Annotated in this window: 19 protein-coding genes; 8 read left to right on the top strand and 11 right to left on the bottom strand. The window is 63.0% G+C overall.

What is annotated here, in order from left to right:
• Positions 1 to 2: 2 nt before the first annotated feature.
• The 6 genes from ACP7BX_RS14190 to ACP7BX_RS14165 form a co-directional block, all read right to left on the bottom strand.
• On the bottom strand, positions 3 to 1,283 hold the full coding sequence (locus tag ACP7BX_RS14190; protein ID WP_426160635.1) for a type II and III secretion system protein family protein: 1,281 nt from the start codon (positions 1,281 to 1,283) through the stop codon (positions 3 to 5).
• The gene (sctV, locus tag ACP7BX_RS14185) at positions 1,280 to 3,412 is read right to left on the bottom strand and encodes a type III secretion system export apparatus subunit SctV (RefSeq protein ID WP_178954934.1); all 2,133 of its coding nucleotides are present in this window, start codon (positions 3,410 to 3,412) and stop codon (positions 1,280 to 1,282) included. The genes ACP7BX_RS14190 and sctV overlap by 4 nt, the downstream gene beginning before the upstream one ends.
• A complete protein-coding gene (locus ACP7BX_RS14180) occupies positions 3,409 to 3,744 on the bottom strand; it encodes a tetratricopeptide repeat protein (RefSeq protein WP_016977474.1) in 336 nt (111 codons plus the stop codon). Before ACP7BX_RS14180 ends, sctV begins: the two co-directional genes overlap by 4 nt.
• Positions 3,744 to 4,100 carry a hypothetical protein gene (locus ACP7BX_RS14175; RefSeq protein ID WP_033901343.1) on the bottom strand — a complete coding sequence of 119 codons (357 nt, stop codon included), beginning with the start codon at positions 4,098 to 4,100 and terminating at the stop codon, positions 3,744 to 3,746. The genes ACP7BX_RS14180 and ACP7BX_RS14175 overlap by 1 nt, the downstream gene beginning before the upstream one ends.
• Before the next feature lie 26 nt (positions 4,101 to 4,126).
• The gene (locus tag ACP7BX_RS14170) at positions 4,127 to 5,014 is read right to left on the bottom strand and encodes a SctD/MshK family protein (protein WP_426160636.1); all 888 of its coding nucleotides are present in this window, start codon (positions 5,012 to 5,014) and stop codon (positions 4,127 to 4,129) included.
• An 85-nt stretch (positions 5,015 to 5,099) separates the two neighbouring features.
• Positions 5,100 to 5,261, bottom strand: a complete 162-nt coding sequence (locus ACP7BX_RS14165; protein ID WP_016969018.1) for a hypothetical protein — start codon at positions 5,259 to 5,261, stop codon at positions 5,100 to 5,102.
• Positions 5,262 to 5,862: 601 nt separating this feature from the next.
• On the opposite strand from ACP7BX_RS14165, the gene ACP7BX_RS14160 reads away from it, so the two are divergent.
• Both ACP7BX_RS14160 and sodC read left to right on the top strand, forming a co-directional pair.
• Positions 5,863 to 6,324, top strand: a complete 462-nt coding sequence (locus tag ACP7BX_RS14160) for a winged helix-turn-helix domain-containing protein (protein ID WP_033901368.1) — start codon at positions 5,863 to 5,865, stop codon at positions 6,322 to 6,324.
• Positions 6,325 to 6,439: 115 nt separating this feature from the next.
• Complete coding sequence (sodC, locus tag ACP7BX_RS14155) at positions 6,440 to 6,961, top strand: superoxide dismutase family protein (protein WP_016977469.1); 522 nt, start codon at positions 6,440 to 6,442, stop codon at positions 6,959 to 6,961.
• On the opposite strand, the gene ACP7BX_RS14150 is transcribed toward sodC, so the two are convergent.
• On the bottom strand, positions 6,958 to 7,818 hold the full coding sequence (locus ACP7BX_RS14150) for a Dyp-type peroxidase (RefSeq protein ID WP_426160637.1): 861 nt from the start codon (positions 7,816 to 7,818) through the stop codon (positions 6,958 to 6,960). The two genes, sodC and ACP7BX_RS14150, sit on opposite strands and share 4 nt — an antisense overlap.
• Positions 7,819 to 7,956: 138 nt before the next feature.
• On the opposite strand from ACP7BX_RS14150, the gene ACP7BX_RS14145 reads away from it, so the two are divergent.
• Both ACP7BX_RS14145 and ACP7BX_RS14140 read left to right on the top strand, forming a co-directional pair.
• On the top strand, positions 7,957 to 9,573 hold the full coding sequence (locus tag ACP7BX_RS14145) for an NADP-dependent glyceraldehyde-3-phosphate dehydrogenase (protein ID WP_426160638.1): 1,617 nt from the start codon (positions 7,957 to 7,959) through the stop codon (positions 9,571 to 9,573).
• Between the two features lie 23 nt (positions 9,574 to 9,596).
• A complete protein-coding gene (locus tag ACP7BX_RS14140; protein WP_269134211.1) occupies positions 9,597 to 10,655 on the top strand; it encodes an FUSC family protein in 1,059 nt (352 codons plus the stop codon).
• 181 nt (positions 10,656 to 10,836) lie between these two features.
• On the opposite strand, the gene ACP7BX_RS14135 is transcribed toward ACP7BX_RS14140, so the two are convergent.
• Positions 10,837 to 11,595 (bottom strand): TetR/AcrR family transcriptional regulator, encoded by a 759-nt coding sequence (locus ACP7BX_RS14135; protein WP_426160640.1) that lies wholly within the window; start codon positions 11,593 to 11,595, stop codon positions 10,837 to 10,839.
• 358 nt (positions 11,596 to 11,953) lie between these two features.
• On the opposite strand from ACP7BX_RS14135, the gene ACP7BX_RS14130 reads away from it, so the two are divergent.
• The 4 genes from ACP7BX_RS14130 to ACP7BX_RS14115 are packed head-to-tail and all read left to right on the top strand — an operon-like array spanning position 11,954 to position 16,577.
• The gene (locus tag ACP7BX_RS14130) at positions 11,954 to 12,658 is read left to right on the top strand and encodes an ABC transporter ATP-binding protein (RefSeq protein ID WP_033901366.1); all 705 of its coding nucleotides are present in this window, start codon (positions 11,954 to 11,956) and stop codon (positions 12,656 to 12,658) included.
• Positions 12,655 to 13,872: an ABC transporter permease gene (locus ACP7BX_RS14125; protein WP_426160641.1), complete on the top strand. Its 1,218-nt coding sequence runs from the start codon at positions 12,655 to 12,657 to the stop codon at positions 13,870 to 13,872. Before ACP7BX_RS14130 ends, ACP7BX_RS14125 begins: the two co-directional genes overlap by 4 nt.
• Positions 13,865 to 15,343, top strand: coding sequence for a TolC family protein (locus tag ACP7BX_RS14120; RefSeq protein WP_426160642.1), 1,479 nt, complete (start codon positions 13,865 to 13,867; stop codon positions 15,341 to 15,343). The genes ACP7BX_RS14125 and ACP7BX_RS14120 overlap by 8 nt, the downstream gene beginning before the upstream one ends.
• Positions 15,333 to 16,577 (top strand): efflux RND transporter periplasmic adaptor subunit, encoded by a 1,245-nt coding sequence (locus ACP7BX_RS14115; protein ID WP_426160643.1) that lies wholly within the window; start codon positions 15,333 to 15,335, stop codon positions 16,575 to 16,577. Before ACP7BX_RS14120 ends, ACP7BX_RS14115 begins: the two co-directional genes overlap by 11 nt.
• A gap of 103 nt (positions 16,578 to 16,680) precedes the next feature.
• On the opposite strand, the gene ACP7BX_RS14110 is transcribed toward ACP7BX_RS14115, so the two are convergent.
• From ACP7BX_RS14110 to ACP7BX_RS14100, 3 genes are read right to left on the bottom strand one after another with little or no spacing between them, the layout of a single operon-like run.
• Positions 16,681 to 18,075, bottom strand: coding sequence for an FAD/NAD(P)-binding protein (locus ACP7BX_RS14110; protein ID WP_426160644.1), 1,395 nt, complete (start codon positions 18,073 to 18,075; stop codon positions 16,681 to 16,683).
• Between the two features lie 12 nt (positions 18,076 to 18,087).
• The gene (locus tag ACP7BX_RS14105) at positions 18,088 to 18,855 is read right to left on the bottom strand and encodes an ABC transporter ATP-binding protein (RefSeq protein ID WP_426160645.1); all 768 of its coding nucleotides are present in this window, start codon (positions 18,853 to 18,855) and stop codon (positions 18,088 to 18,090) included.
• Positions 18,856 to 18,858: 3 nt separating this feature from the next.
• Positions 18,859 to 20,199, bottom strand: coding sequence for an ABC transporter substrate-binding protein (locus ACP7BX_RS14100; protein WP_426160646.1), 1,341 nt, complete (start codon positions 20,197 to 20,199; stop codon positions 18,859 to 18,861).
• Positions 20,200 to 20,201 lie beyond the last annotated feature (2 nt).

Here is a 20,201-nt window from a genome sequence, read left to right as displayed (position 1 = left end):
GATCAATTCATGTAGAAACCGAACGCCCCGCCGCTGCGCGGTCCGGTGGCCGCTGCGGTAGCCGGTTGTGCGTCGAGAGGCGTGGCGAGGGTGCGACCGCGCACCGGCTCCACCAGATACGGGGTGATGAGGATCACCAGTTCGGTTTCATTGCGCTGGAAGCGCTTGGAACGGAACAGGTTGCCGAGGATCGGCAGGTCGCCCAGCAATGGCAGTTTCTCGATGTCCTGGCTGCTTTCGCGCTGGAACAGCCCGGCAATGGCGAAGGTCTGCCCACTGCCGACCTCCACCCGCGTATCGGCGCGGCGCACGCTGAAGGACGGCACATGGAAGTTGCCGAAGTCCACGGTGCCGCCGCTGACCACGCTGCTGACTTCCGGGCGCACTTGCAAGGCGATGCGGCCGTTGGGCAGCAGGGTCGGATTGAACAGCAACGACACGCCGAACGACTTGTATTCGATGCCCACCAGGTCACGGTTGACCGGCACCGGGATCGCCACTTCGCCACCCGCAAGGAAACTCGCGGTCTGGCCGGTCATGGCGGTGATATTCGGCTCGGCAAGGATCTGCAACACGCCGTTGGCCTGCAACGCATCGAGCATGCCGTCGATATTCACGTTGCCTGAACCGGCACCTGCTGCTGCCAAGCCGCCTGCCGTGGCAGCGGCCAGTGGTCCGCCGGTGATCAGGCCGAAGGAGAAGGTGCCGTTGTTGAACATGGCGTTCCAGTTCACACCGTAGTGCAGCAGCTCGGAGCGCGACACCTCGGCAAAACGCACACGCAGGTTCACTTGGGCGGAGCCTGCGTATTCGGTGGTGTTGATCGCGCTCTGGAAACCTTGCCCCTGAGGGTTGAGCAAGGCATTCAGGTTGGTCGCTTCCGCCACCGAACCCAGGGTGCCCTTGGCGACCAGGCGGTTGCCGGCGCCGCTGATCTGTGCGCCGTTGCCGGGGTGCAGCGCCTGCATCGGCGTGCTCACCGCCTGGCTGCCACTGCTCACGGCCAGGGTCAGGCTCGCCAGTTGTTTGCCGTCGCTGCCCAGGGCAATCAGGCTGGTGTTGCCCGGCGCCTTGCCGAAAATATAGATCGTGCCCGGCGACACCACTTGCAGGTCGGCCACATTCGGCTCGGCCACCAGTACTGAATCCACCGGCGCGACAAAATGCAGGATGCGCCCTTCACCGGAGGCCAGGGCAATCGAGCCCCCGGCACCGGCCGCGATTTCCTGAGCCTGGCTCACACACGCAAAAACACTCAGCAACAGCACACAAAAACGCATCATGAGGCGGACGCCAGGGGGGTGACGGAAGCCGCGGCAGGCGCGCGGCGGTTGGAGATTTCGGTGAGGCTGATGGTCACAAGCGCTTGCAGGTTGTACTCGGTGGCCAGCTCGCGGAACGACAGCACCGCCAGCTCCAGCTCACCGCGCAGCACCAGGCGGCGCAGGCTGCGACGCAGTTCCGGATGCACCAGCAACACCGCACTGTTGACCTCACGGGTGTTGTCACAGGCCTGGCGCAGTTGGGCGAGCAAGGCGCGGCTGACTTCTTCGGGGATCAGTTCGCGCTGAGGCTCCTGGCGGCGCAATGAGGCACGCAGTTGATCTTCCAGGCCCGGCGCCAGCACCAGCGCACCGATCACGCGGTTGCGGTCGGCGTATTGATGGCTGATCTGCCGCGCCAGCGCGGCGCGCAAGTGTTCGGCCAGGCGCCCGGCGTCGGTTTCGCGGGCGCCCCACTCCACCATGGCTTCCAGCAAAGCGCGCTGGTTGCGGATCGACACGCCCTCGCCAACCAACAGGCGCAAGGTTTCGGCCACCCGTTGCAGCGGCACCAGGCGCAAGGCCTCCTTGACCAGTTCACCGTAGGTCGCCTCGGTACGCTCCAGCAGCAGGCGGGTTTCCTGGATGCCGAGGAAGTCGGCGGCATAGCGACGCAGGCTACGTTCCAGCACGCCGCGCAATACCTCGTCGGGCAGCAGGAAGCCGATGCCGGCGTTGCGCAGGGTGTCTTCGTGCTGGCGTTCGACCCAGTGGGCGCTGCGACCATTGAGGGGGGAATCGGCCTGCACAGTGGCGATGTCCAGCAGCTGCACATGCACCGGATCGTCCTGCACCAGCAGGCAATTGATCGGCAGTTCGCCCTCGCTCACCGGCACGCCTTCCAGGGACACGCGGAAACTGCCCGGAGTGGCCTTGGCCTCCATATAGATGCCCGGCACCGGCATGTCCACGCCGAGTTCGGTACGCAGGTCGTGGCACAGCGCTTCGACGCGCTGGCGCAGCAGTTGGCGCGGCGCGCTCTGGGACACACCGCTGCCGAGGGTCAGCAGCACACGGGTATCGGGCAGCAGGTTGTCATCCAGTTCGGCCTGCACTTCGACCACCGGTTCCGGCGTCTCGACCAGCGCTTCGCGTTCTGGCTGGCGATGATGTCGGCGATACATCATGAACGCCGCACCACCAAACACCAGGGACAGCCCGAGGAACACCCAGGTCGGAAACCCCGGCAGCAGGCTCACGCCAATCATGATCAACGCGGTCAAGCCCAGCGCCCGGTAACTGGCACCCAGTTGCTTGATGATCTCGCTACCCAGGTCCCCCGCTTCGCCGTCGCTGTTGACGCGAGTGACCACAGTGCCCGCCGCCACGGAAATCAGCAGCGCCGGAATCTGCGCGATCAGGCCGTCACCCACGGTCAGCAACGAGTAGGTGTGCACCGCGACGCCGAAGGGCATGTCGCGCTCGATCATGCCGATCAACATGCCGCCGAGCAGGTTGACCGCAAGGATCACCAGGCCGGCGATGGCATCGCCTTTGACGAACTTCATGGCGCCGTCCATCGCGCCGAACATCTGGCTTTCACGTTCCAGGCGCGAGCGACGGCGACGGGCTTCGGCCTGATCGATGTCGCCGTTGCGCAGGTCGTTGTCGATGCTCATCTGTTTGCCGGGCATCGCGTCCAGGGTGAAGCGCGCAGCCACTTCCGCCACACGCTCGGCCCCCTTGGTGATCACCACGAACTGCGCCACGGTAATGATCAGGAACACCACCATGCCCACCACCACTTGCCCGGCAATCACAAAGTCGCCGAAGGCCTTGACGATATGGCCGGCGTCGCCGTGCAGCAGGATCAAACGTGTGGTGGTGATCGACAGCGACAACCGAAACAATGTGCTCAACAGGATCAGCGGCGGCAGCGCGGAAAATTCCACCGAATGGCCGATGTAGAACGCCACGATCAGGATCAGGATGCTCAGGGCGATGTTAAGGCCGATCAGCGCATCCACCAGGTAGGTGGGCAGCGGGATGATCATCATCACGATCGCCATCAGCATGAACGCGACGATGATCACGTCGGTACGCTGCGCAGCGAGGCGCGCCAGGTTGTTCAGGCGGTTGAGTGCACTCATGCGCCAGCCCTGCGTGCGGCCAGGTAGCGTTTGAAGCATTGGCGCGCTTCGTCCTTGCGCTCGCCGTACCACAAGGCGCGGGCGCGCAGCAGCAACAGGCTGGCGGACTCGCCTTCCAGCGCCACCAGGCGATCCAGGGCACTCAGGGCACGGGCGGCGTCGCCGCTGTCGGTGAAGGCCAGCACCAGCGAGCGCAGCAACACACCGTCGTGGGGTGCGACGCTGACGGCAATCAGCAACATCACCAGGGCGCGCTGGGACTGGCCATTGCGCCGATACAGTTCACCAATGCCCTTGAGCAGTTGCACGGCGTCGTCGTTTTCGCGGGCCATCAGGTATGCACCTCCGAGCGTTGCTGTTCGAGGTTGCGGCGCATCTCGATCTCTTCGCCGATCAGCTCGACGGCCAGTGCCTTGATGTGTGGCTCGGCGTCCAGGCCGGGCAGGATGTGTTCCATCACATGCTCCAACAACTCCAGCGAACGCGCGCCGCCGAACAGCAACGAGTCGACGCCGGCAGCCGCGGTGAGTGCTTCGAGGTCACTGCGCAGGGAGCGGCGGGTCTGGGTCTTGCGGGTCTTGAGCACCGCTTCGAAGGCGGTGGCCTGGCGCGAGTTGACCGGGCGAACCGCTTCGACCGGCGCACTGCGCACATCACTGGGAATCAACGGGCGGGGTTCGACTTTCATCCCAGGGCCTTAGCTTAAAAGCATGGTCACAGCGTGAAGGTGAAGCGCTCCTCGCCACGGGCGAGGATCACTTGGTTGTTTTCGATGCGTTCCAGCACCCAGTTGTCCGCCAGGGCTGCGCCGGGGTAGAGGCGCTTGCCGCTGTCGTTGATCACGTAGGGCTGGGCGCCAAACCATACGGCCTGGAAGCGCACGCGCGGCGCGGCGGCATCGGCGCGGGCCGTCACACGCGGGTTGAGCACGACCTGTTGGCCGTAGCGCTGGTCAAACGCCTGCTGCAAGGCCAGCCACTGTGGCTTTTGCGACTGTTCAAAGGTGCCGGTGGCGCTGAGCTGGCCATTGCTGTCACTGATTTTCACGGTGTCCAAGCGGGCGGTTTGTAGCTGCTGCTCCAACCAGACTTTGGCTTGCTCGCGGGACGGTTTTTTCAGCGGCGCAACCTCGTCGGCTACGACCGTTGCGGGCACCCGTGGCGCTTCGCTACGAACCGCCAGCGCCCCTGCACAGATAAACAGCAGGACGGTCGCGACAATCCAGGGGGTGATTTTGCGTGGGGCGTCCGACGGTTTTTCAGCGCCACCAGGCACCGCCAGGCTCACACCCGCCGTGCCGATCCGCAGTTGCAACGGCAATCGCGCGCGATGGCCGTTGCCGTGGGGAATACGCACATTGCCGGCGAGCAACACGTCACCGCCCAGCGCTTCGACTGCCACTTGGTCGCCTTCAAACCGCAGGCGCAAGTGCAGGCCGGCAATGCCGGGATCGGTGAGTACCAAGTCGGCCGCCAGGTCGGCGCCGAGGGTATAGACCGGCTGGTCGAGCACCAGGGAACTGCCCTGGTGCAAACCACCGGTCACGGTCAAGGTCGGTGCGCCAGTAGCGGCGACCGGCCCCAAGGAAATCAAGGCTGTCATGGTTGGGTTTGCCCCCTTGAGCATGTGCAACGGGGTCAAGCATCAGAGGGTAAACGGGCAGCGCCGGCGCCGCCCGTTTGGCGAATCAGTTCTGCGGACGCTGTTTGGTGGCGTCGAGCTCCGCTTTTTTCGCGGTGCTGATTTCGGTGATCTTGGCCGACTTCTCGATAGCCATGTTGAAGGTCGCTTCCATCTTCGCGATAGCGTCGTCGGCGCCGCCTGCTTTTACTGGTGGGACATCAGCCATGTTCATCTCCTTGCATCGATAGGGAAGTTATTCAGTTGCGCAACAGCAAGCTGAAAGTATGCAAACCGGTGAATGCCCAAAACGTCAGACAGTGAGCCTTCGAACTGCCGTCGGTTTGCATGGGTTCCATACTACTCACGATCAAAACGCCTTCGCTGTGAAAGCTTGTGAAACGTTCCACACAGGCACTGTGAAAGGTTTGGCTCAACCTGGCGTTGAGAAAAATTCATCCATTTTCAGGAACGGAACTTTCAGAGAAAACCCAAGACACGCTGCAGCCCCCGATTTACGGGGGCCTTCCAACTGTGAACACAACGAACGTGAGCAATAAAGCGCGATACAAACGAGCTATGAAGCAAGGCTTGGCAATTATTTTCGCGACGACTTCACATTTCTCGCTAATAGCCTTTTGCCCAACTTCCCAGATATTTCCATTTGTAACAACAGCGACTTAATCATCGCGTTTGATAGCCCCTCCCGAGCAGCCTTATTGCTGGGAGAACAACTTTCCTCCGCGCCCGTTAGTGCAACTGCACTAATAACCAAAGGACTCGTTCACGGGCCGGCTATATATAAAACTTCCAGGTGATCTATGACCGACATGAATGATTCACCCACAACGCTCCTCGACAACGACGGCTGCGCTGAGATTCACTTCGGCCCTTATCGACTGCTCCCCAAGCGCCATCAACTGCTCAAGCACGGGCAACCCGTGAACCTGGGCAGCCGCGCGCTGACACTGCTGATCGCCCTCGCCTCGCGCCCCGGCGAACTGCTGAAAAAAACCGAACTGCTCGACATTGCCTGGCCGAAACTGGTGGTGGAGGAATGCAACCTGCGCACGCAGATCAAGACCCTGCGCCGCACCCTCGGTGACGATGAAGCGTTGTACATCGCCACGGCACCCGGCCTGGGCTACCGCTTCGTGGCGCCCACCTGGTTCGAGCGGGCGCCAAAACCGCGGGTGAAGGAGCCGGTGGTGCTGGGTGTGTATGGCTGCCGCCATTGTCGCGGCGCGGGGATGGTGCCGCTGTTTGCACAGATGGGTATGCAAAACAGTTGATGGCCCGAGGTTATTCCGTTGGAAAAATATGTTTTTTCCAACGGAATGTTTGGCGCAGCCCAATCGTTGTTATTCCTGAAACTGCCCAACACCCATAACCTTCAGGAACGCTTTTATGAATCGCTCTCTTCTGCTCGGCCTGCTCAGTGTCTTCGCGGTCGGCTCCGCCCAGGCGGCGTCGTTGCAAGTCCCGGTCAACCTGGTAAGTGCCGATGGCGCGCCACAGCCCGTCGGTAGCATCACCATCAGTGAATCGGCCTACGGCTTGATTTTCACCCCTGATCTCAAATCCTTGCCAATGGGCGTGCACGGCTTTCATATCCATGAAAACGGCAGCTGTGAAGCGGGTGTGAAAGACGGCGTGAAAGTCGCGGCGCTGGCCGCCGGCGGGCACTTCGACCCGGAGAAGACCGGCAAGCACCTGGGCCCTTACGCCGACGGCCACCTGGGTGACCTGCCGGCGCTGTACGTGAACATGGACGGTACCTCGAACAACCCGGTGCTGGCGCCCCGCTTGAAAAGCCTGGCACAGATCAAGGGCCACGCGCTGATGATCCATGCCGGTGGCGACAACCATTCCGACATGCCCAAGCCATTGGGCGGTGGCGGTGAGCGACTGGTGTGCGGCGTGATTTAAGCCAGCGCGCTCAGGTCCAGGTGCCCATCCTTGATCGGCGGGCACCAGTAGTAACCGCCGGTCAACGGTGTGCTGATGCGGTACAGGCCATCGACAATCCCATCTTCCAGCCCGCTCATGCGGCGCAGTTGCGCTTCGAACGCGTCGAAGGAATGGCCGAACGCGAGAAACATCAACCCGGCCTGGCCGTTCTCGGCCCATGGCATCGAGCGGCGCACTACGAAGGCTTCCGGGGTGAAGCTTTCCTGGGCGGTGCGTTTGGTGTGGGCGGACTCGGGGGCGTCGTCGAGTTCTTCGTTGTCGCCATGGCGGCGGCCGATGATGTGGTCGCGCTCTTGCGCAGGCAAGGCGGCGAAGCCGTCGAGGTCGTGCTGCCACTGCTGGATCGCGGCAAAGCTGGCGCCGCTGTCGGTCAGGGCCGCTTCAACCGCCGCGTCATCGTGGGGGTTTTCGGTGCCGTCTTCGTAGTCGGTGAGGTCGAAGCCGGTCTTGTAGCGGAAGCCTTCGGTCATCTGCACCAGGCGGAACGCCGGGGCCAGGGCCTTTTCGAAGGCGCGGCTGCGCAACAGCAATTCACCGCGATCCACGCCGTGCAGCCATACCCACAACGCCTGTTGGGTTGACGGGTTATGCGCGCCCGGCCCGCTGACCGTGGGGAATGTGCGCAAGCCTTCAATCCGGGCGCCCAAGGCATTCACCAGTGGCTCGCCAAAACCCACCACCGCCGCCGAATCGGTCAACTGCACCAGCGCGTCCAACGCAGCGGGCACCGTGGCCAGTGAGTCCACGGCAAAAAGCAGATGGCGTGCCTGCAACGGCACCGGTGCGGCAAGAATGCCCGGCTGGTACTGACTCATGTGAACTCCTTCTGAAAAGCCGCGCAGTTTAACCGCCAGGCGCATGGCTGCGTACAAGAAAGCGCGCAAGCCTTGCCATAGAGCCTGTTGTTGGGTGACTCTCTAGTCATGTTTTGCAACTATTCCAGGGGTAGCGACATGACCACCAGCAACCTGCTCGCCCAGCTGTTTCCCGCCTCCGCCGCCGAGATTCCCGAGCCATTCCAGCTCGGAGCGCCCATTGAACAGCATGATTACCTGGTCGATGGCCAGTTGCAGGTGTGGAACGGCCCCTTGGCCAAGGTGCAGAGCCCGGTGCAGTTTGGCGACGAACGTGTGCATATCGGCAGCACGCCGCTGCTGGACGCCGACACCGCCCTCACCGCCCTGGATGCCGCCGTTCGCGCCTATGACCGAGGCCAGGGTGAATGGCCGACGATGCGCGTGGCCGAACGTATCCAGCACGTCGAAGCCTTCCTGCGCCGCATGCGTGAACAGCGCGATGCCGTGGTCAAGCTGTTGATGTGGGAGATCGGCAAGAACCTCAAGGACTCGCAGAAAGAGTTCGACCGCACCTGCGACTACATCACCGACACCATCAATGCCCTCAAGGAACTCGACCGTCGCTCCAGCCGCTTCGAGTTGGAACAGGACACCCTCGGCCAGATCCGCCGCGTGCCGCTGGGCGTGGCCCTGTGCATGGGGCCCTATAACTATCCGCTGAACGAGACCTTCACCACGCTGATTCCGGCGTTGATCATGGGTAACACTGTGGTGTTCAAGCCGGCCAAGCTGGGCGTGCTGCTGATCCGCCCTTTGCTGGAAGCGTTCCGCGACAGCTTCCCGGCCGGGGTGATCAACGTGATCTACGGCAGCGGTCGCGAAACCGTCAGCGCGCTGATGGCCAGCGGCAAGATCGATATCTTTGCGTTCATTGGCACCAACAAGGCCGCCAGTGACTTGAAGAAACTGCACCCCAAGCCGCATCGCCTGCGCGCAGCACTGGGTCTGGACGCGAAAAACCCAGGCATCGTGCTGCCCGAAGTGGACCTGGACAATGCCGTCAGCGAAGCCGTCACCGGTTCCCTGTCGTTCAATGGCCAGCGCTGCACCGCGTTGAAAATCCTCTTTGTGCATGAAGACGTCGTCGACCGTTTCATCGAGAAATTCAACCAGAAGCTGGCCACGCTCAAACCCGGCATGCCGTGGGAAGACGGCGTGGCGCTGACGCCATTGCCCGAAGTGGGCAAGGTGGATTACCTCAACGGCCTGGTGGCTGACGCCGCGCAACACGGTGCCAAGGTGGTGAATGCGCACGGTGCCGAGAGCCGCGGATCGTTCTTCTACCCGGCGGTGCTGTACCCGGTGAACCCGCAGATGCGCGTGTACCACGAAGAGCAGTTCGGCCCGGTGGTGCCGATCGTGCCTTACCGCGACCTGGAAACCGTGATCGACTACGTGCTGGACTCGGATTTCGGCCAGCAGTTGAGCATTTTCGGCACCAACGCCGTGCAAGTCGGGCGCCTGGTGGACACCTTTGCCAACCAGGTCGGCCGCATCAACATCAACGCCCAGTGCCAACGTGGCCCAGACACGTTCCCGTTCAACGGGCGCAAGAACTCGGCCGAGGGCACGCTGTCGGTGCATGACGCCTTGCGCGTGTTCTCGATCCGCACCTTGGTGGCGACCAAGTTCCAGGAGAGCAACAAAGCACTGGTCAGCGACATCCTGCGTAACCGCGATTCGAGTTTCCTGACCACCGATTACATTTTCTAGAGGACGATTCGTCGTTGATTAACCTGCATCTGCCTGTGTTTGCCCGGCGCCTGTTGCGCCCCCTGCTCGACCCGTACCGCCGCTATCGCCATGCCAAGCTGATCCACGCCGTGCGCGTGTCCATCGGCTTGCTGGCGACGATCCTGCTGACCACCGGCATCAACCTGCCCCACGGTGAGTGGGCGTCGGTGACCATGCTGGTGGTGATCGGCGGGTTGCAGCACCACGGCAATATCGGCAAGAAAGCCGTGGAGCGCGCCTACGGCACCTTGATCGGCGCCAGTGTCGGCTTGCTGCTGGTGGTTCAGGAGGCCTACGTCGGCCAGCCATTGCTGACTTACCTGCTGATGTCGGTGGTGTGCGGGTTCTTTTCCTATCACGCCATCGGCAAGGGTGGGTACACCGCGCTGTTGTCGGCGATCACCGTATTTATCGTCGCCGGCCACGGTGACAACCCGCTGTCGGATGGGTTGTGGCGCACGGTCGACATCCTGATCGGTATCGCCCTGGCCCTGGCCTTTTCCTTTGCCCTGCCGCTGTACGCCGTGTACTCCTGGCGCTACAACCTGGCCAGCGCGTTGCGCGATTGTGCCGAGATCTATAGCCGGATCATCAACGGCGAGTCCGTCACCAGTGACGAACACCTCAAGCTGCTCAACCGCCTGAATGCGGCGATGCTGCAGTTGCGCTCGCTGATGCCGTCGGTGTCCAAGGAAGTGCGCATCTCCATGACCGAACTGGACGCCATCCAGCGGCATCTGCGGATGTGCATCAGCACCTTGGAAATTCTCGGCAACACCCGGCCCGACCCTCGCGATGAACAGGCGATGGCGCGCATGCAGGTGATGTTGAAGGCCGAGCATCGGCAGATCCGCGTGCAACTGGTGGGGATGGCGCGGGCGTTGAAGTCGGGGGTGACGGAGCGCTTGGAGCGGCAGAGCCATACGGGTGTCGAGCCGGCACTGGATGCGCCGGTGTACAGCGCGCTGGATGGTTATCGGCTGCTGACGCTGCAACTGGCGCAGAACGTGGATGCGATGCGCCAGCGGTTGGCCAAGAGCGCGGGGCGCTGGAAAATCTGAATGCGTCGGGCGGAAAAGGACATTTCCAACGCGTTTACAGATTTCAAGAATTTCACACTTTCCCTTACAAAGTTTTCACGTTTTATTCACATCCCGGAACGTAGTGTGAAGCCTCATCCGTTACAAATGTTGCATATCAAGCCCGCCGCCCCAGCGGGCTTTTTTTTGCCTGGGATTTGAGTCAACGCGCGGCCTTGCTCGCTGGCGCGGCGGACTGCTCGCGAATCGCACGCTGGGTATCCAGCACCTTCGCCAAGGCATGTTCCGCCTCCGGGCTTTGCTGTGGCACGCGAATCGCTGCCGAGACCAACGTGATCAACTTGGCCATCACCTCGGCATCCGTGGCCGGACGGCCCAGGCTCATGGAGTTCATCAGCAGGCGCAGTTCAGTACCGGCCATCACCCCGGAAATCGCCTTGAGCGCAAATTGCAGGCGCACCCCCAGTTCATTGCGCGGCAGGTCCGGCAGGGCCAGGGCAAAGGCTTCGAAGAACCGCTGGAACACCGGCTGGTAATGCACCTTGAGGTATTCCTGGATGAACGGCGACGTGTCGCTGTACACCCGCCCCAGGAAGCGGATAAACGAACGCCCTTCCCCACTGGCGCTGGTGGGATCGCTGCGTTCCAGGCCCATGGCCGGGGCAAACAGCACACCGAGCAGGGTGTCGCAATCCAGCGGGCCGTCGGCCTGCGCCTCGCAGCGCGCGAGCAACTCCAGGCGCTGCTCGTTGAGCGGCTCCAGGCGCAGCTTGAGCAGGGTTTGCATCAGGGAATCCTTGTCCCCGAAGTGATAGTTGACCGCCGCCAGGTTCACCTGGGCACGCTCGGTAATCTGCCGAAGCAGAACGGCGTCGTAGCCATACTTGATGAAGAGAGCCTCTGTCGCATCCAGCAATCGAGTCTTGGTGATGTTTGGAGCGCTGACTTTCTTCGCGACCATAGAAGTTCCACGTAGGAAATATTGTTTAAAAAAATAATTTGATTTTTTATACCGGGGCCCTCGTTCGAAAGCAAGTAGTGACACACCGCCATATGATCGAAAGCCTTGGCCGACGGGCCCGTCGGCGACAGGCAAGCGGGTTTTCCCCAACCTCCCGCCCCCTTTGAGTAGGCCTTTTCCCAAGCTGAAACCGCTCTACATCGACGGCTGGCGAAGCGGCTGGAAGGCGGTTAGTATTCAAACAATATTTTAAAAACAAGAAACAAAAACCGGTCCATGACGCCCCCTGACGCGCCCCTAACTTGTTACAAGGCTTTACGGGGACGATGGCAACGGCGTCGAGACTGAAGGCGTATTCATGACAGATACTCCCGCGCACCCAGGCTTGATCTCCCTGCAAGGCATCGGCAAACGCTATCAGCTGGCCGGGCAGCACCTGTCCATTCTCAATGATGTCTGCCTGTCCATCGCCCGCGGTGACAGCTGCGGCATCCTCGGGGCCTCCGGCTCCGGCAAAAGTACCCTGCTCAATATCCTCGGCCTGCTGGACCTGCCCAACTGCGGCCAGTACCACTTTGCCGGCCACGATATCTTCAACGCCACGCCCGATGAACTGGCGGCGATCCGTAATCAGCAGATCGGTTTTGTGTTCCAGAGCTTCAACCTGTTGCCACGCCTCAGCGCCCTGGACAATGTCGCCCTGCCGTTGAGTTATCGCGGCGTGTCGCGCCATGAATCGGTGGAACAAGCCCTGCGCATGCTCGAACAGGTCGGCCTGGCCGACCGCGCTCACCATCGCCCCGCCGATCTGTCCGGTGGCCAGCGCCAACGCGTGGCCATTGCCCGGGCGCTGGTGGGCAAGCCCTCGGTGATCCTGGCCGACGAGCCCACCGGCAACCTCGACAGCACCACCGCCCAGGACATCATGGACCTGCTGCTGGCGCTGAACCGCGAGCAACAGGTCACCCTGATCATCGTCACCCACGACCCCCACATCGCCGAGCGCCTGGACCGCAAGATCCTGGTGCGCAATGGCGTGGTGCAAGAGGCTGGGCGCCCATGAAGGAGCGGGTAAGGAGCAGCCTGCGGGTCGAACAAAGCCTCAGCCAACTGCTGCATGAAGCCTTCGTCAGCCTGCGCACCTTGGGCAAGCGCTCGATCCTGGCCCTGCTGGGTATCGTGATCGGCAGCTCGTCGGTGGTGGCATTGATCAATATCGGCAATAACGCGGCGGTAGATGCCGCGATGATTTTCAAGGACATGGGCACCGATACCCTGATCGCGCAGTTCCCCCCCAAGGGCGCCAGCACGGTGCCGATGCCCGCGCGCCTTGACCTCGACGCCGTACGCCAGACAGTGCCAGGCATCGACCATATCGGCGCCCTCACGTTGTTCAGCGGGCCCGTGGTGTTTCATGGGCGTACCGTCAACGCCAACTTCGTCGGCAGCACGCCGGACATCAAGGACGCGATGCGCCTGGCGGTGCAGCAGGGGCGCTTCCTCTCGGGCTTTGATGCCAATGAAACCTACGGCGTGATCGGTGACCAAGTGGCCCAGTCACTGAGTGCGCCGGGCGATCCCCTGCAATTGGGCGATCGCGTGCGCATCAACGATTACCTGTTCCTGATCGTCGGCATCCTGCGCAACCAGCCACGGGCGATGCTGATGCCGGTGCAAGCCAACGATTCGCTGTTCATTCCCGCCGAAGGCATGCGCCGCATCTATGCAACTCCGCAGATTGGCAACGTGATCATCCGCGCCGCGCCCAGCCAGGACATGGAACGTATCGCCAAGGACGCGGCCGCCGCGTTGAAACCCCGACTTCCCGACCACGATGTGGACATCCAGGTGCCCCAGCAAATGATCGACGGCATGACCCGGCAAAGCCGTACCTTCGCTTACCTGCTGCTGGCCCTGGGCGCGATCTCCCTCGTGGGCGGTGGCGTGGGAGTGATGAACGTGATGCTGATGAACGTCTCGGAGCGCCGCCGCGAGATCGGCATCCGTATGGCCCTCGGTGCGCGGCAGCGGGATATCCGCAACCTGTTCCTGCTCGAAGCCGTGACCCTCACCGCCGTCGGCGCGCTTTGCGGCGCGGTACTGGGCATGACCGCCGCATGGCTGTATGCCTGGCTGTCGGGCTGGGAGTTTGCCTTGGCGGTCGCCGCCCTGCCGCTGGGGGTGGGCAGTACCTTGCTGGTGGGGCTGTTCTTCGGCATTTACCCGGCGGTCTCGGCCTCACGCTTGCAGCCGGTGGAGGCCCTGCGCGATGAATAAATGGCTCTGGCTGCTCGCCTTCGCCAGCCTGCCCGGCATGGCCGCCGACGTGGTGATCAAGCCATCGGCACCCAGCACCACCCGCAGCGGCTATGACCGCAGCGTCTCGTTGAATGCCCAGGTCACCACCCTGACCCTGGGCGATGCGGTGTACCTGGGCCTGCGCAACAACCCGGCGATCCGCAGCGCCTACCTGCAACGGGTGGCGCAGAAGTTCGACCTACGCGTGGCCGAAGATGTGTTCAACCCCAAGCTCACCCTCAACAGTTATTACCGCACCAACCGTGGCTCCGCCGACAACACACGCAATGCCAACCTCGCGCCGGCCACCAGCCTGCTCAGCGAATACGGCACGCGCCTGAGCATGGCCTGGACCCAACAACTGAACACCGCCGACCGCGCCGGCCGCTACCGCAGCGACGGCCTGGACCTGGCGATCATCCAGCCGCTGATGCGCGGCGCCGGCTGGGACGCCACCACCGCGCCGCTGCGTCTGTCGCGCCTGTCGGAACAGGCCAACCGCCTGAACCTCAAGGCCACCGTGGCGCAGACCATCAGCCAGATCATCGCCACCTACCGCGAACTGCTGCGCGCCCAGGAACAACTGAGCATCGTGCAGGACGCCCTCAAGCGCTCCGGCACCTTGCTGGAAGTGAACAAGGCGCTGATCAATGCCGGGCGCATGGCGGAGTTCGAAATCGTGCAGACCGAAGCCGATATCGCCACCCAGCAACTCGGCGTGGAAGAAGCGCAGAACCAGCTGGACACCAGTCGCCTGGCCCTGCTGCGTCTGCTGGCGCTGGACCTGTCCACGCCGATTCGCGCCACCGAGGCCCTGGAGGCCCAGCCCGTGCAGGTCGACAAGCGCCAGGCCTTCAACCTCGCGCAGACCCAGCAGCCGGAATACCTTGCCGCGTTACTCGGCAGCCAACAGGCCGACCTCAACCTGGTGATCGCCAAGGATTCCGGGCGCTGGCAGGTGGACCTGGTGGCCGGTGCCAACCAGATACGGGCCAACACCGACAACGACGCCGGTCGTTCCAACAACCGAACCTGGGATAGCTACGCTGGGGTGCAGGTGCAAATCCCCATCGGCGATATCAGCACACGCCAGGCTGAAGTACGTGCGCGGGTGAATGTGGAGGATCAGGAGATCCGTATCACCGATGCACGCCAGGAGCTGGAGCGCAGCGTCAACAATGTGGTGCGCGACCTCGGCACGCGTTGGCGCCAATATGAAATCTCCCAGCGCGCCGTGGAGCTGTCGCGGCGCAAGATCGACATCGAACGGGAAAAACTCAGCGCCGGACGCTCCACCAACTTCCAGGTGCTGAGTTTCGAGACCGACCTGCGCAACGCCGAAAACGCGCAGCTCAATGCGCTGATCGCTTATTTGAACGCCCAGACCCAGCTCGACTTGACCCTGGGCATGACGCTGGAAAGTTGGGAAATCGCCCTCAATGACTACTAATCAGAAACGCCTGCTGGGCGCTGTACTTATCCTGTTGCTGGGCGGCGCGGGCCTGGCCTTGCGCAGTCCGGCCTCCGATCCGGCCGGCACTGCGGAGCAGTGGCAAGCCGTCCAGCCCGACGCGCTGGTGCACCAGATCGGCCTGGTGGGCAAGATCGAGCCCGACGCCACCATCACCCTCACCGCACCGTTCGACGGCAACGTGCAAGCCAACCTGGTGGAGCAAGGCCAGCGGGTCGAGGCCGGCCAGGTGCTGCTGCGCATGGACCCGGCCACCCTGGAGGTGCAACTGCGCGACGCCCTCTCCGCCCAACTCAAGGCCCGGCGTACCGTGCAGGAAATGCAGGACTGGGACAACGGCCCCACCGTCAGCCGCGCGCGCCGCAGCTTGCGCACCGCCGAAATGACCGCCGGCAATACCCAGCGCAAACTCACCGAGAGCGAAAACCTGTTTCAGCGCGGCATCATCCCGCGTAACGAACTGGACGACCTCAGGCAACAGACCCAACAGCAACAGCTGGATCTCGCCTCCGCCCGCAGCGAACTGCAACAGGCCGTCAATCAGGGCAAGGGCGAGTACCGCCAGATCGCCGACATGGAACTGACCAACGCCACGGTCAAATACGACGCCCTGCATAAACTGCTCGAAGGCAAGGAAATCCAGGCGCCGTTCTCCGGCATCGTGGTGCCGCCGCCGGGCAATAATTCGACTCAGGCTGGCGGCAGCAACACGGCTCCAGTGCAGGCCGGCAGCAAGGTCAGCCAGGGTCAGGTACTGTTTGGCCTGGCGAACATCGAACGGCTAAAAATCGTCGCCAAGGTCTCGGAGCTGGACATCAACCAATTGCATCAAGGCCAGGCCGTGGAAGTGCTGGGCGATGGGTTTGACGGCGAGCGGCTGAGCGGCTCGGTGAGCGTGGTGAGCGGCTTGGCGATTGCCAATGACAGCCAGGGCAGTGCGCAGTTTCCAGTGACCCTGTCGATCCCCAAGCTAACGCCGCAGCAGTTGCAACGGGTGCGATTGGGCATGAGTGCGCGGTTGACCATCGTGACCTACAACAACGCGCAGGCGATGGTGATTCCAAGCCAGGCGATAGGGCCGGATATGACGGTGGAATACCGCGAGGCGATGGATAAGCCGGTGGAGCGGGTGAAGGTGACGACCGGGCAATCGACGGCGCAGGGTGTGGAGGTCTTCGGCCTGAAACCGGGTTTTGTAAAAGTCGGAAGCTGAACACGGTCCAAACTGTGGGAGCTGGCTTGCCTGCGATGGCGCTGGGTCAGCTGGTACAGTGGAAACTGACACACCGCCATCGCAGGCAAGCCAGCTCCCACATTTAGAGTTGTGTGAGCTTTGCGGCCAAGGCCTTCGCTTGAATCGCCACATCCGTCACCGCCGTGCTTTCCCACCACATCCCCCGCAACGGCGGCCCCATGGCGAACAACCGAGGGCTGACGTGCCCCAGGGCATCCACCACCGCTCCCGAAACATCCGCCGCAATCCCCAATGCCAACGGCCCAGGCTGGATCAGCCCACGCTTGAGCAATTGCCGGGGCAACGGCCGGGCCACGCGGCGCCAGTCGTATTCGATACCGCTGGAGTTGATCAGCGCCGCGCCGCTAACCCGCTGCACCGCCTGCTCGCCCCGGTAGCGCACACCAATGGTCACGCCCTCGACCGAAGGTTCCAGGCCTTTGAACGACGCCGCCCGAATCCGCAACCGTCCCTCATCCTGCAAGCGTGCCACCAACTGCGCACTCAACGGCGGAGAACGGTGGTGATGGCTTTCCCACCACGGCCGCACATGGCGCACGAACTGGCGTTTTTCGCGCTCACTGGCCTGGCTCCACAGCCGGCCGATATGCGCACGCACCGTGTCCAGCGGTGCCTGCCAATCGATGCCATGTGCTTGCGCCAGAGCGCATTGCCGACGCACCTCGCGCAGCAATTGCCGAGGGCTGCGCAGGCGGTGATCTTCGCCAAGGAAATCCGCCCAGCTCGGCGGCTGTCGGCGCACATGAGGCAACAGGCCATGGCGCGAGAAAATCTCGATGGGCCCGCGATGCCCGGCCTGTTCCAGGGACACCACCGCATCAACCATGGTCAGCCCGGAACCGATGATCAGCACCGGCGCTTGCGGGTCAATCGCGGTCATGGCTTGCACATCCCAGGGATCCACTGCCGCTGCGTTCAACCCGCTGGACTCGGTCTGCGGTGTGCGCGCCGCCGGGAACATGCCGGTGGCCAGCACCGCAACACCGCCGCGCAATTGCTGGCCGTCATCCAGGGTGAGCAGCGCTGAACCTTGGTCCACCTGCAGGTCGACCCCTTCAGCACGCATATGCTCGACGCTGGAGGCAGACCGCGCCTTCGCCTCGGCCAAGCGTTGCTGGGCATACAAACCGAAAATCCCGCGCGGCGGGAACAATTCGCTGATCGGCACGGGCTGCTGGCTCGACTCCGGCCAGCCGCCCGCACCAATGTACTCGGTGAGCCATTGAGTCAGATCGTCGGCATTGTCCGGGTCGACACTCATGCGCGCCGCATTGCCGTTCAGGGTGTGGCCCAGTTCGACAGCGCTGTAGGCCTCGCCCCGGCCGAGCTCGGCACGCGGCTCGATCACCAGGATCCGGCGCCGACCCGGCAGGCGCAGCAGTTGCACGGCCAGCATCGTGCCGCTCAGGCCGCCGCCGATGATCAGTACATCAGCGTTGCGGATGGATTCAGTCATGCAGAGTCGCCCTTACTGTTTGCCCAGGTAAATGTCATGCAAGTCGCCCCGCGCCAACAACTCAGCGGCGCTGCCACTCAAGGCCACGCGGCCAGTATCCAATACGTAGCCGTGGGACGCATAGTTCAGTGCGACATTGATGTTCTGCTCGGCGATCAGGAAGCTCACCTGCTGCTCCCGGTTGAGCTGCGCGATGATCTCGAAAATCTCCTGCACGATCATAGGCGCCAAACCCATGGACGGCTCGTCGAGCAGTACCAAAGTAGGACGCGTCATCAACGCCCGGCCGATGGCGACCATCTGTTGCTCGCCGCCCGAGGTGAGCCCGGCGCGGGTGTGGCGCTTGGTCTTGAGCCTTGGGAACCAGGCGTAAAGGCGCTCCAGGTCCTGTTCCATGTCCTTGCGGCTCAAACGCCGCACGAAGCCGCCGCTGCGCAGGTTGTCTTCGACCGTGAGTTGGCCGAACACATGACGACCTTCCAGCACGTGGACCATGCCCTGGCGCACACGCTGGCTGGGATCGACACCGGCCAGGTCCAGGCCTGCGTATTCGATCACGCCCCGGCTGACCTCGGCCCGCTCGGCGCGTACCAACCCCGAGATCGCCTTGAGGGTGGTGCTCTTGCCGGCGCCATTGGCACCGAGCAAGGCGACGATGGCGCCTTTGGGTACGCTCAGCGACACCCCGGCCACTGCGAGGATCGCACCGTCGTAGATCACTTCGATATCGTTGACCGTGAGCAGAGACGGGCTGGCGGATTCAGCGGCGGGCTGGCTCATACTTTATTCATCCCCGGTGCAGGTGCGCGGTGTCAGGCCTTTTTCCTTGGCGAAGGCGGCGGATTTTTCATCGATCAACGGACGCAGCAGCGCGCGGTCGGCGGCGATCCACTCGCTGATCAGCGTCCAGTTGGCGCCGTCCCACTGCTGCACCCGCGCCGAGCCGCCACCTTCGTGGTCACGGCACGACAGCTTGAGGTTCTGCATCAGGCCCATGTAGCCCATGTCCTTCAAGCGGGCATCGTCAATGTTCAGGTGTTCCAGGCCCCAGCGGCCCTCTTCACCATTCAGCGGACGCTTGCCGAACTTGGCCTGGCCGGTGCGGATCGCTTCCACCGCCACGGCGGCGTTCACCAGGCCGGAGTTGTAGTAGACGCTGCCAAAGTTCTTCAGGTCCTTGAGGTCGCTGTGGCCCTTGTCGAGGATGGATTGCTTGAGGCGCTTGTGGATCTCGAAGTCGGCACCCGCCGGGTACGGCGTGAGCGCCAGGTAGCCTTTGGCGGCGGCACCTGCGGGTAACACGTCTTCGCTGGAACTGGCCCAGATGTCGCCGATGATGTGGTCCACCGGGAAGCCGAAGCGCGCGGCGGTCTTCACCGCGACCGGGGTCGATACGCCCCAGGTGCGCAGGAACACCCAGTCCGGGTTGGCCTGGCGCACCTGGCGCCATTGCGCGGACTGTTCGTTGCCGGGATCGGCCACTGGGATCTGGATGTTTTCAAAGCCGTACTTTTCCGCCAGCAATTTCAGCGGGCCGAGGGTTTCGCGACCATAGGCCGAGTCGTGGTAGACCGTGGCGATCTTCTTGCCCTTGAGCTTATCGAAACCGCCTTCGCGCTGGGCGATGTAGTTCACCAGGGTCGAGGCCTCACTGTAGAACGTCAGCATCACCGGGAAGTTGTAGGGGAACACGGTGCCGTCGGTAGCTTCGGTGCGGCCGTAGCCGAGAGTGATCAGCGGGATCTTGTCCACTTCCGCGCGCTCGCTCAGGGCATAGGCCGCCGGTGCGCCGTTGGGCTGGTACACCGCGACCGGCGCGCCATCCAGGCCATTTTTGAAGCGCTCGTAGCACTCGATGCCCTTCTCCGCCGTCCATTCGGTCTCGCATTCCTGCCACACCAGCTTGACGCCGTTAATGCCGCCTTCGACCTCGTTGATGTAACGCAGGTAGTCGATCATCCCGGCCCACACCTGCACGCCGCTGGAGGCATAGGCGCCGACGCGGTAGGTGGCCAGGGGAATGAATTGCTGGTCCGGCGAGGCCATCGCCTGGGGAACAGCACCAGCCAGGGCGGCCAGCGCAAACGCAGCGCCGGCCAGGGAACGTTTCAAGGATGCACGCATGG

Source organism: Pseudomonas sp. DWP3-1-3b3, assembly GCF_049896305.1.
GTDB classification, from domain to species: Bacteria; Pseudomonadota; Gammaproteobacteria; order Pseudomonadales; family Pseudomonadaceae; genus Aquipseudomonas; species Aquipseudomonas azotoformans_A.
The sequence above is the reverse complement of the archived record's forward strand: the minus strand, read 5'-3'. Positions and strand labels throughout refer to the sequence as shown.

Bases quoted from the DNA above. Each gene is read 5' to 3' on its own strand.
- ACP7BX_RS14190 (WP_426160635.1), bottom strand. From the start codon at position 1,283: ATGATGCGTTTTTGTGTGCTGTTGCTGAGTGTTTTTGCGTGTGTGAGC.
- sctV (WP_178954934.1), bottom strand. From the start codon at position 3,412: ATGAGTGCACTCAACCGCCTGAACAACCTGGCGCGCCTCGCTGCGCAG.
- ACP7BX_RS14180 (WP_016977474.1), bottom strand. From the start codon at position 3,744: ATGGCCCGCGAAAACGACGACGCCGTGCAACTGCTCAAGGGCATTGGT.
- ACP7BX_RS14175 (WP_033901343.1), bottom strand. From the start codon at position 4,100: ATGAAAGTCGAACCCCGCCCGTTGATTCCCAGTGATGTGCGCAGTGCG.
- ACP7BX_RS14170 (WP_426160636.1), bottom strand. From the start codon at position 5,014: ATGACAGCCTTGATTTCCTTGGGGCCGGTCGCCGCTACTGGCGCACCG.
- ACP7BX_RS14165 (WP_016969018.1), bottom strand. From the start codon at position 5,261: ATGGCTGATGTCCCACCAGTAAAAGCAGGCGGCGCCGACGACGCTATC.
- ACP7BX_RS14160 (WP_033901368.1), top strand. From the start codon at position 5,863: ATGAATGATTCACCCACAACGCTCCTCGACAACGACGGCTGCGCTGAG.
- sodC (WP_016977469.1), top strand. From the start codon at position 6,440: ATGAATCGCTCTCTTCTGCTCGGCCTGCTCAGTGTCTTCGCGGTCGGC.
- ACP7BX_RS14150 (WP_426160637.1), bottom strand. From the start codon at position 7,818: ATGAGTCAGTACCAGCCGGGCATTCTTGCCGCACCGGTGCCGTTGCAG.
- ACP7BX_RS14145 (WP_426160638.1), top strand. From the start codon at position 7,957: ATGACCACCAGCAACCTGCTCGCCCAGCTGTTTCCCGCCTCCGCCGCC.
- ACP7BX_RS14135 (WP_426160640.1), bottom strand. From the start codon at position 11,595: ATGGTCGCGAAGAAAGTCAGCGCTCCAAACATCACCAAGACTCGATTG.
- ACP7BX_RS14130 (WP_033901366.1), top strand. From the start codon at position 11,954: ATGACAGATACTCCCGCGCACCCAGGCTTGATCTCCCTGCAAGGCATC.
- ACP7BX_RS14125 (WP_426160641.1), top strand. From the start codon at position 12,655: ATGAAGGAGCGGGTAAGGAGCAGCCTGCGGGTCGAACAAAGCCTCAGC.
- ACP7BX_RS14120 (WP_426160642.1), top strand. From the start codon at position 13,865: ATGAATAAATGGCTCTGGCTGCTCGCCTTCGCCAGCCTGCCCGGCATG.
- ACP7BX_RS14115 (WP_426160643.1), top strand. From the start codon at position 15,333: ATGACTACTAATCAGAAACGCCTGCTGGGCGCTGTACTTATCCTGTTG.
- ACP7BX_RS14110 (WP_426160644.1), bottom strand. From the start codon at position 18,075: ATGACTGAATCCATCCGCAACGCTGATGTACTGATCATCGGCGGCGGC.
- ACP7BX_RS14105 (WP_426160645.1), bottom strand. From the start codon at position 18,855: ATGAGCCAGCCCGCCGCTGAATCCGCCAGCCCGTCTCTGCTCACGGTC.
- ACP7BX_RS14100 (WP_426160646.1), bottom strand. From the start codon at position 20,199: ATGCGTGCATCCTTGAAACGTTCCCTGGCCGGCGCTGCGTTTGCGCTG.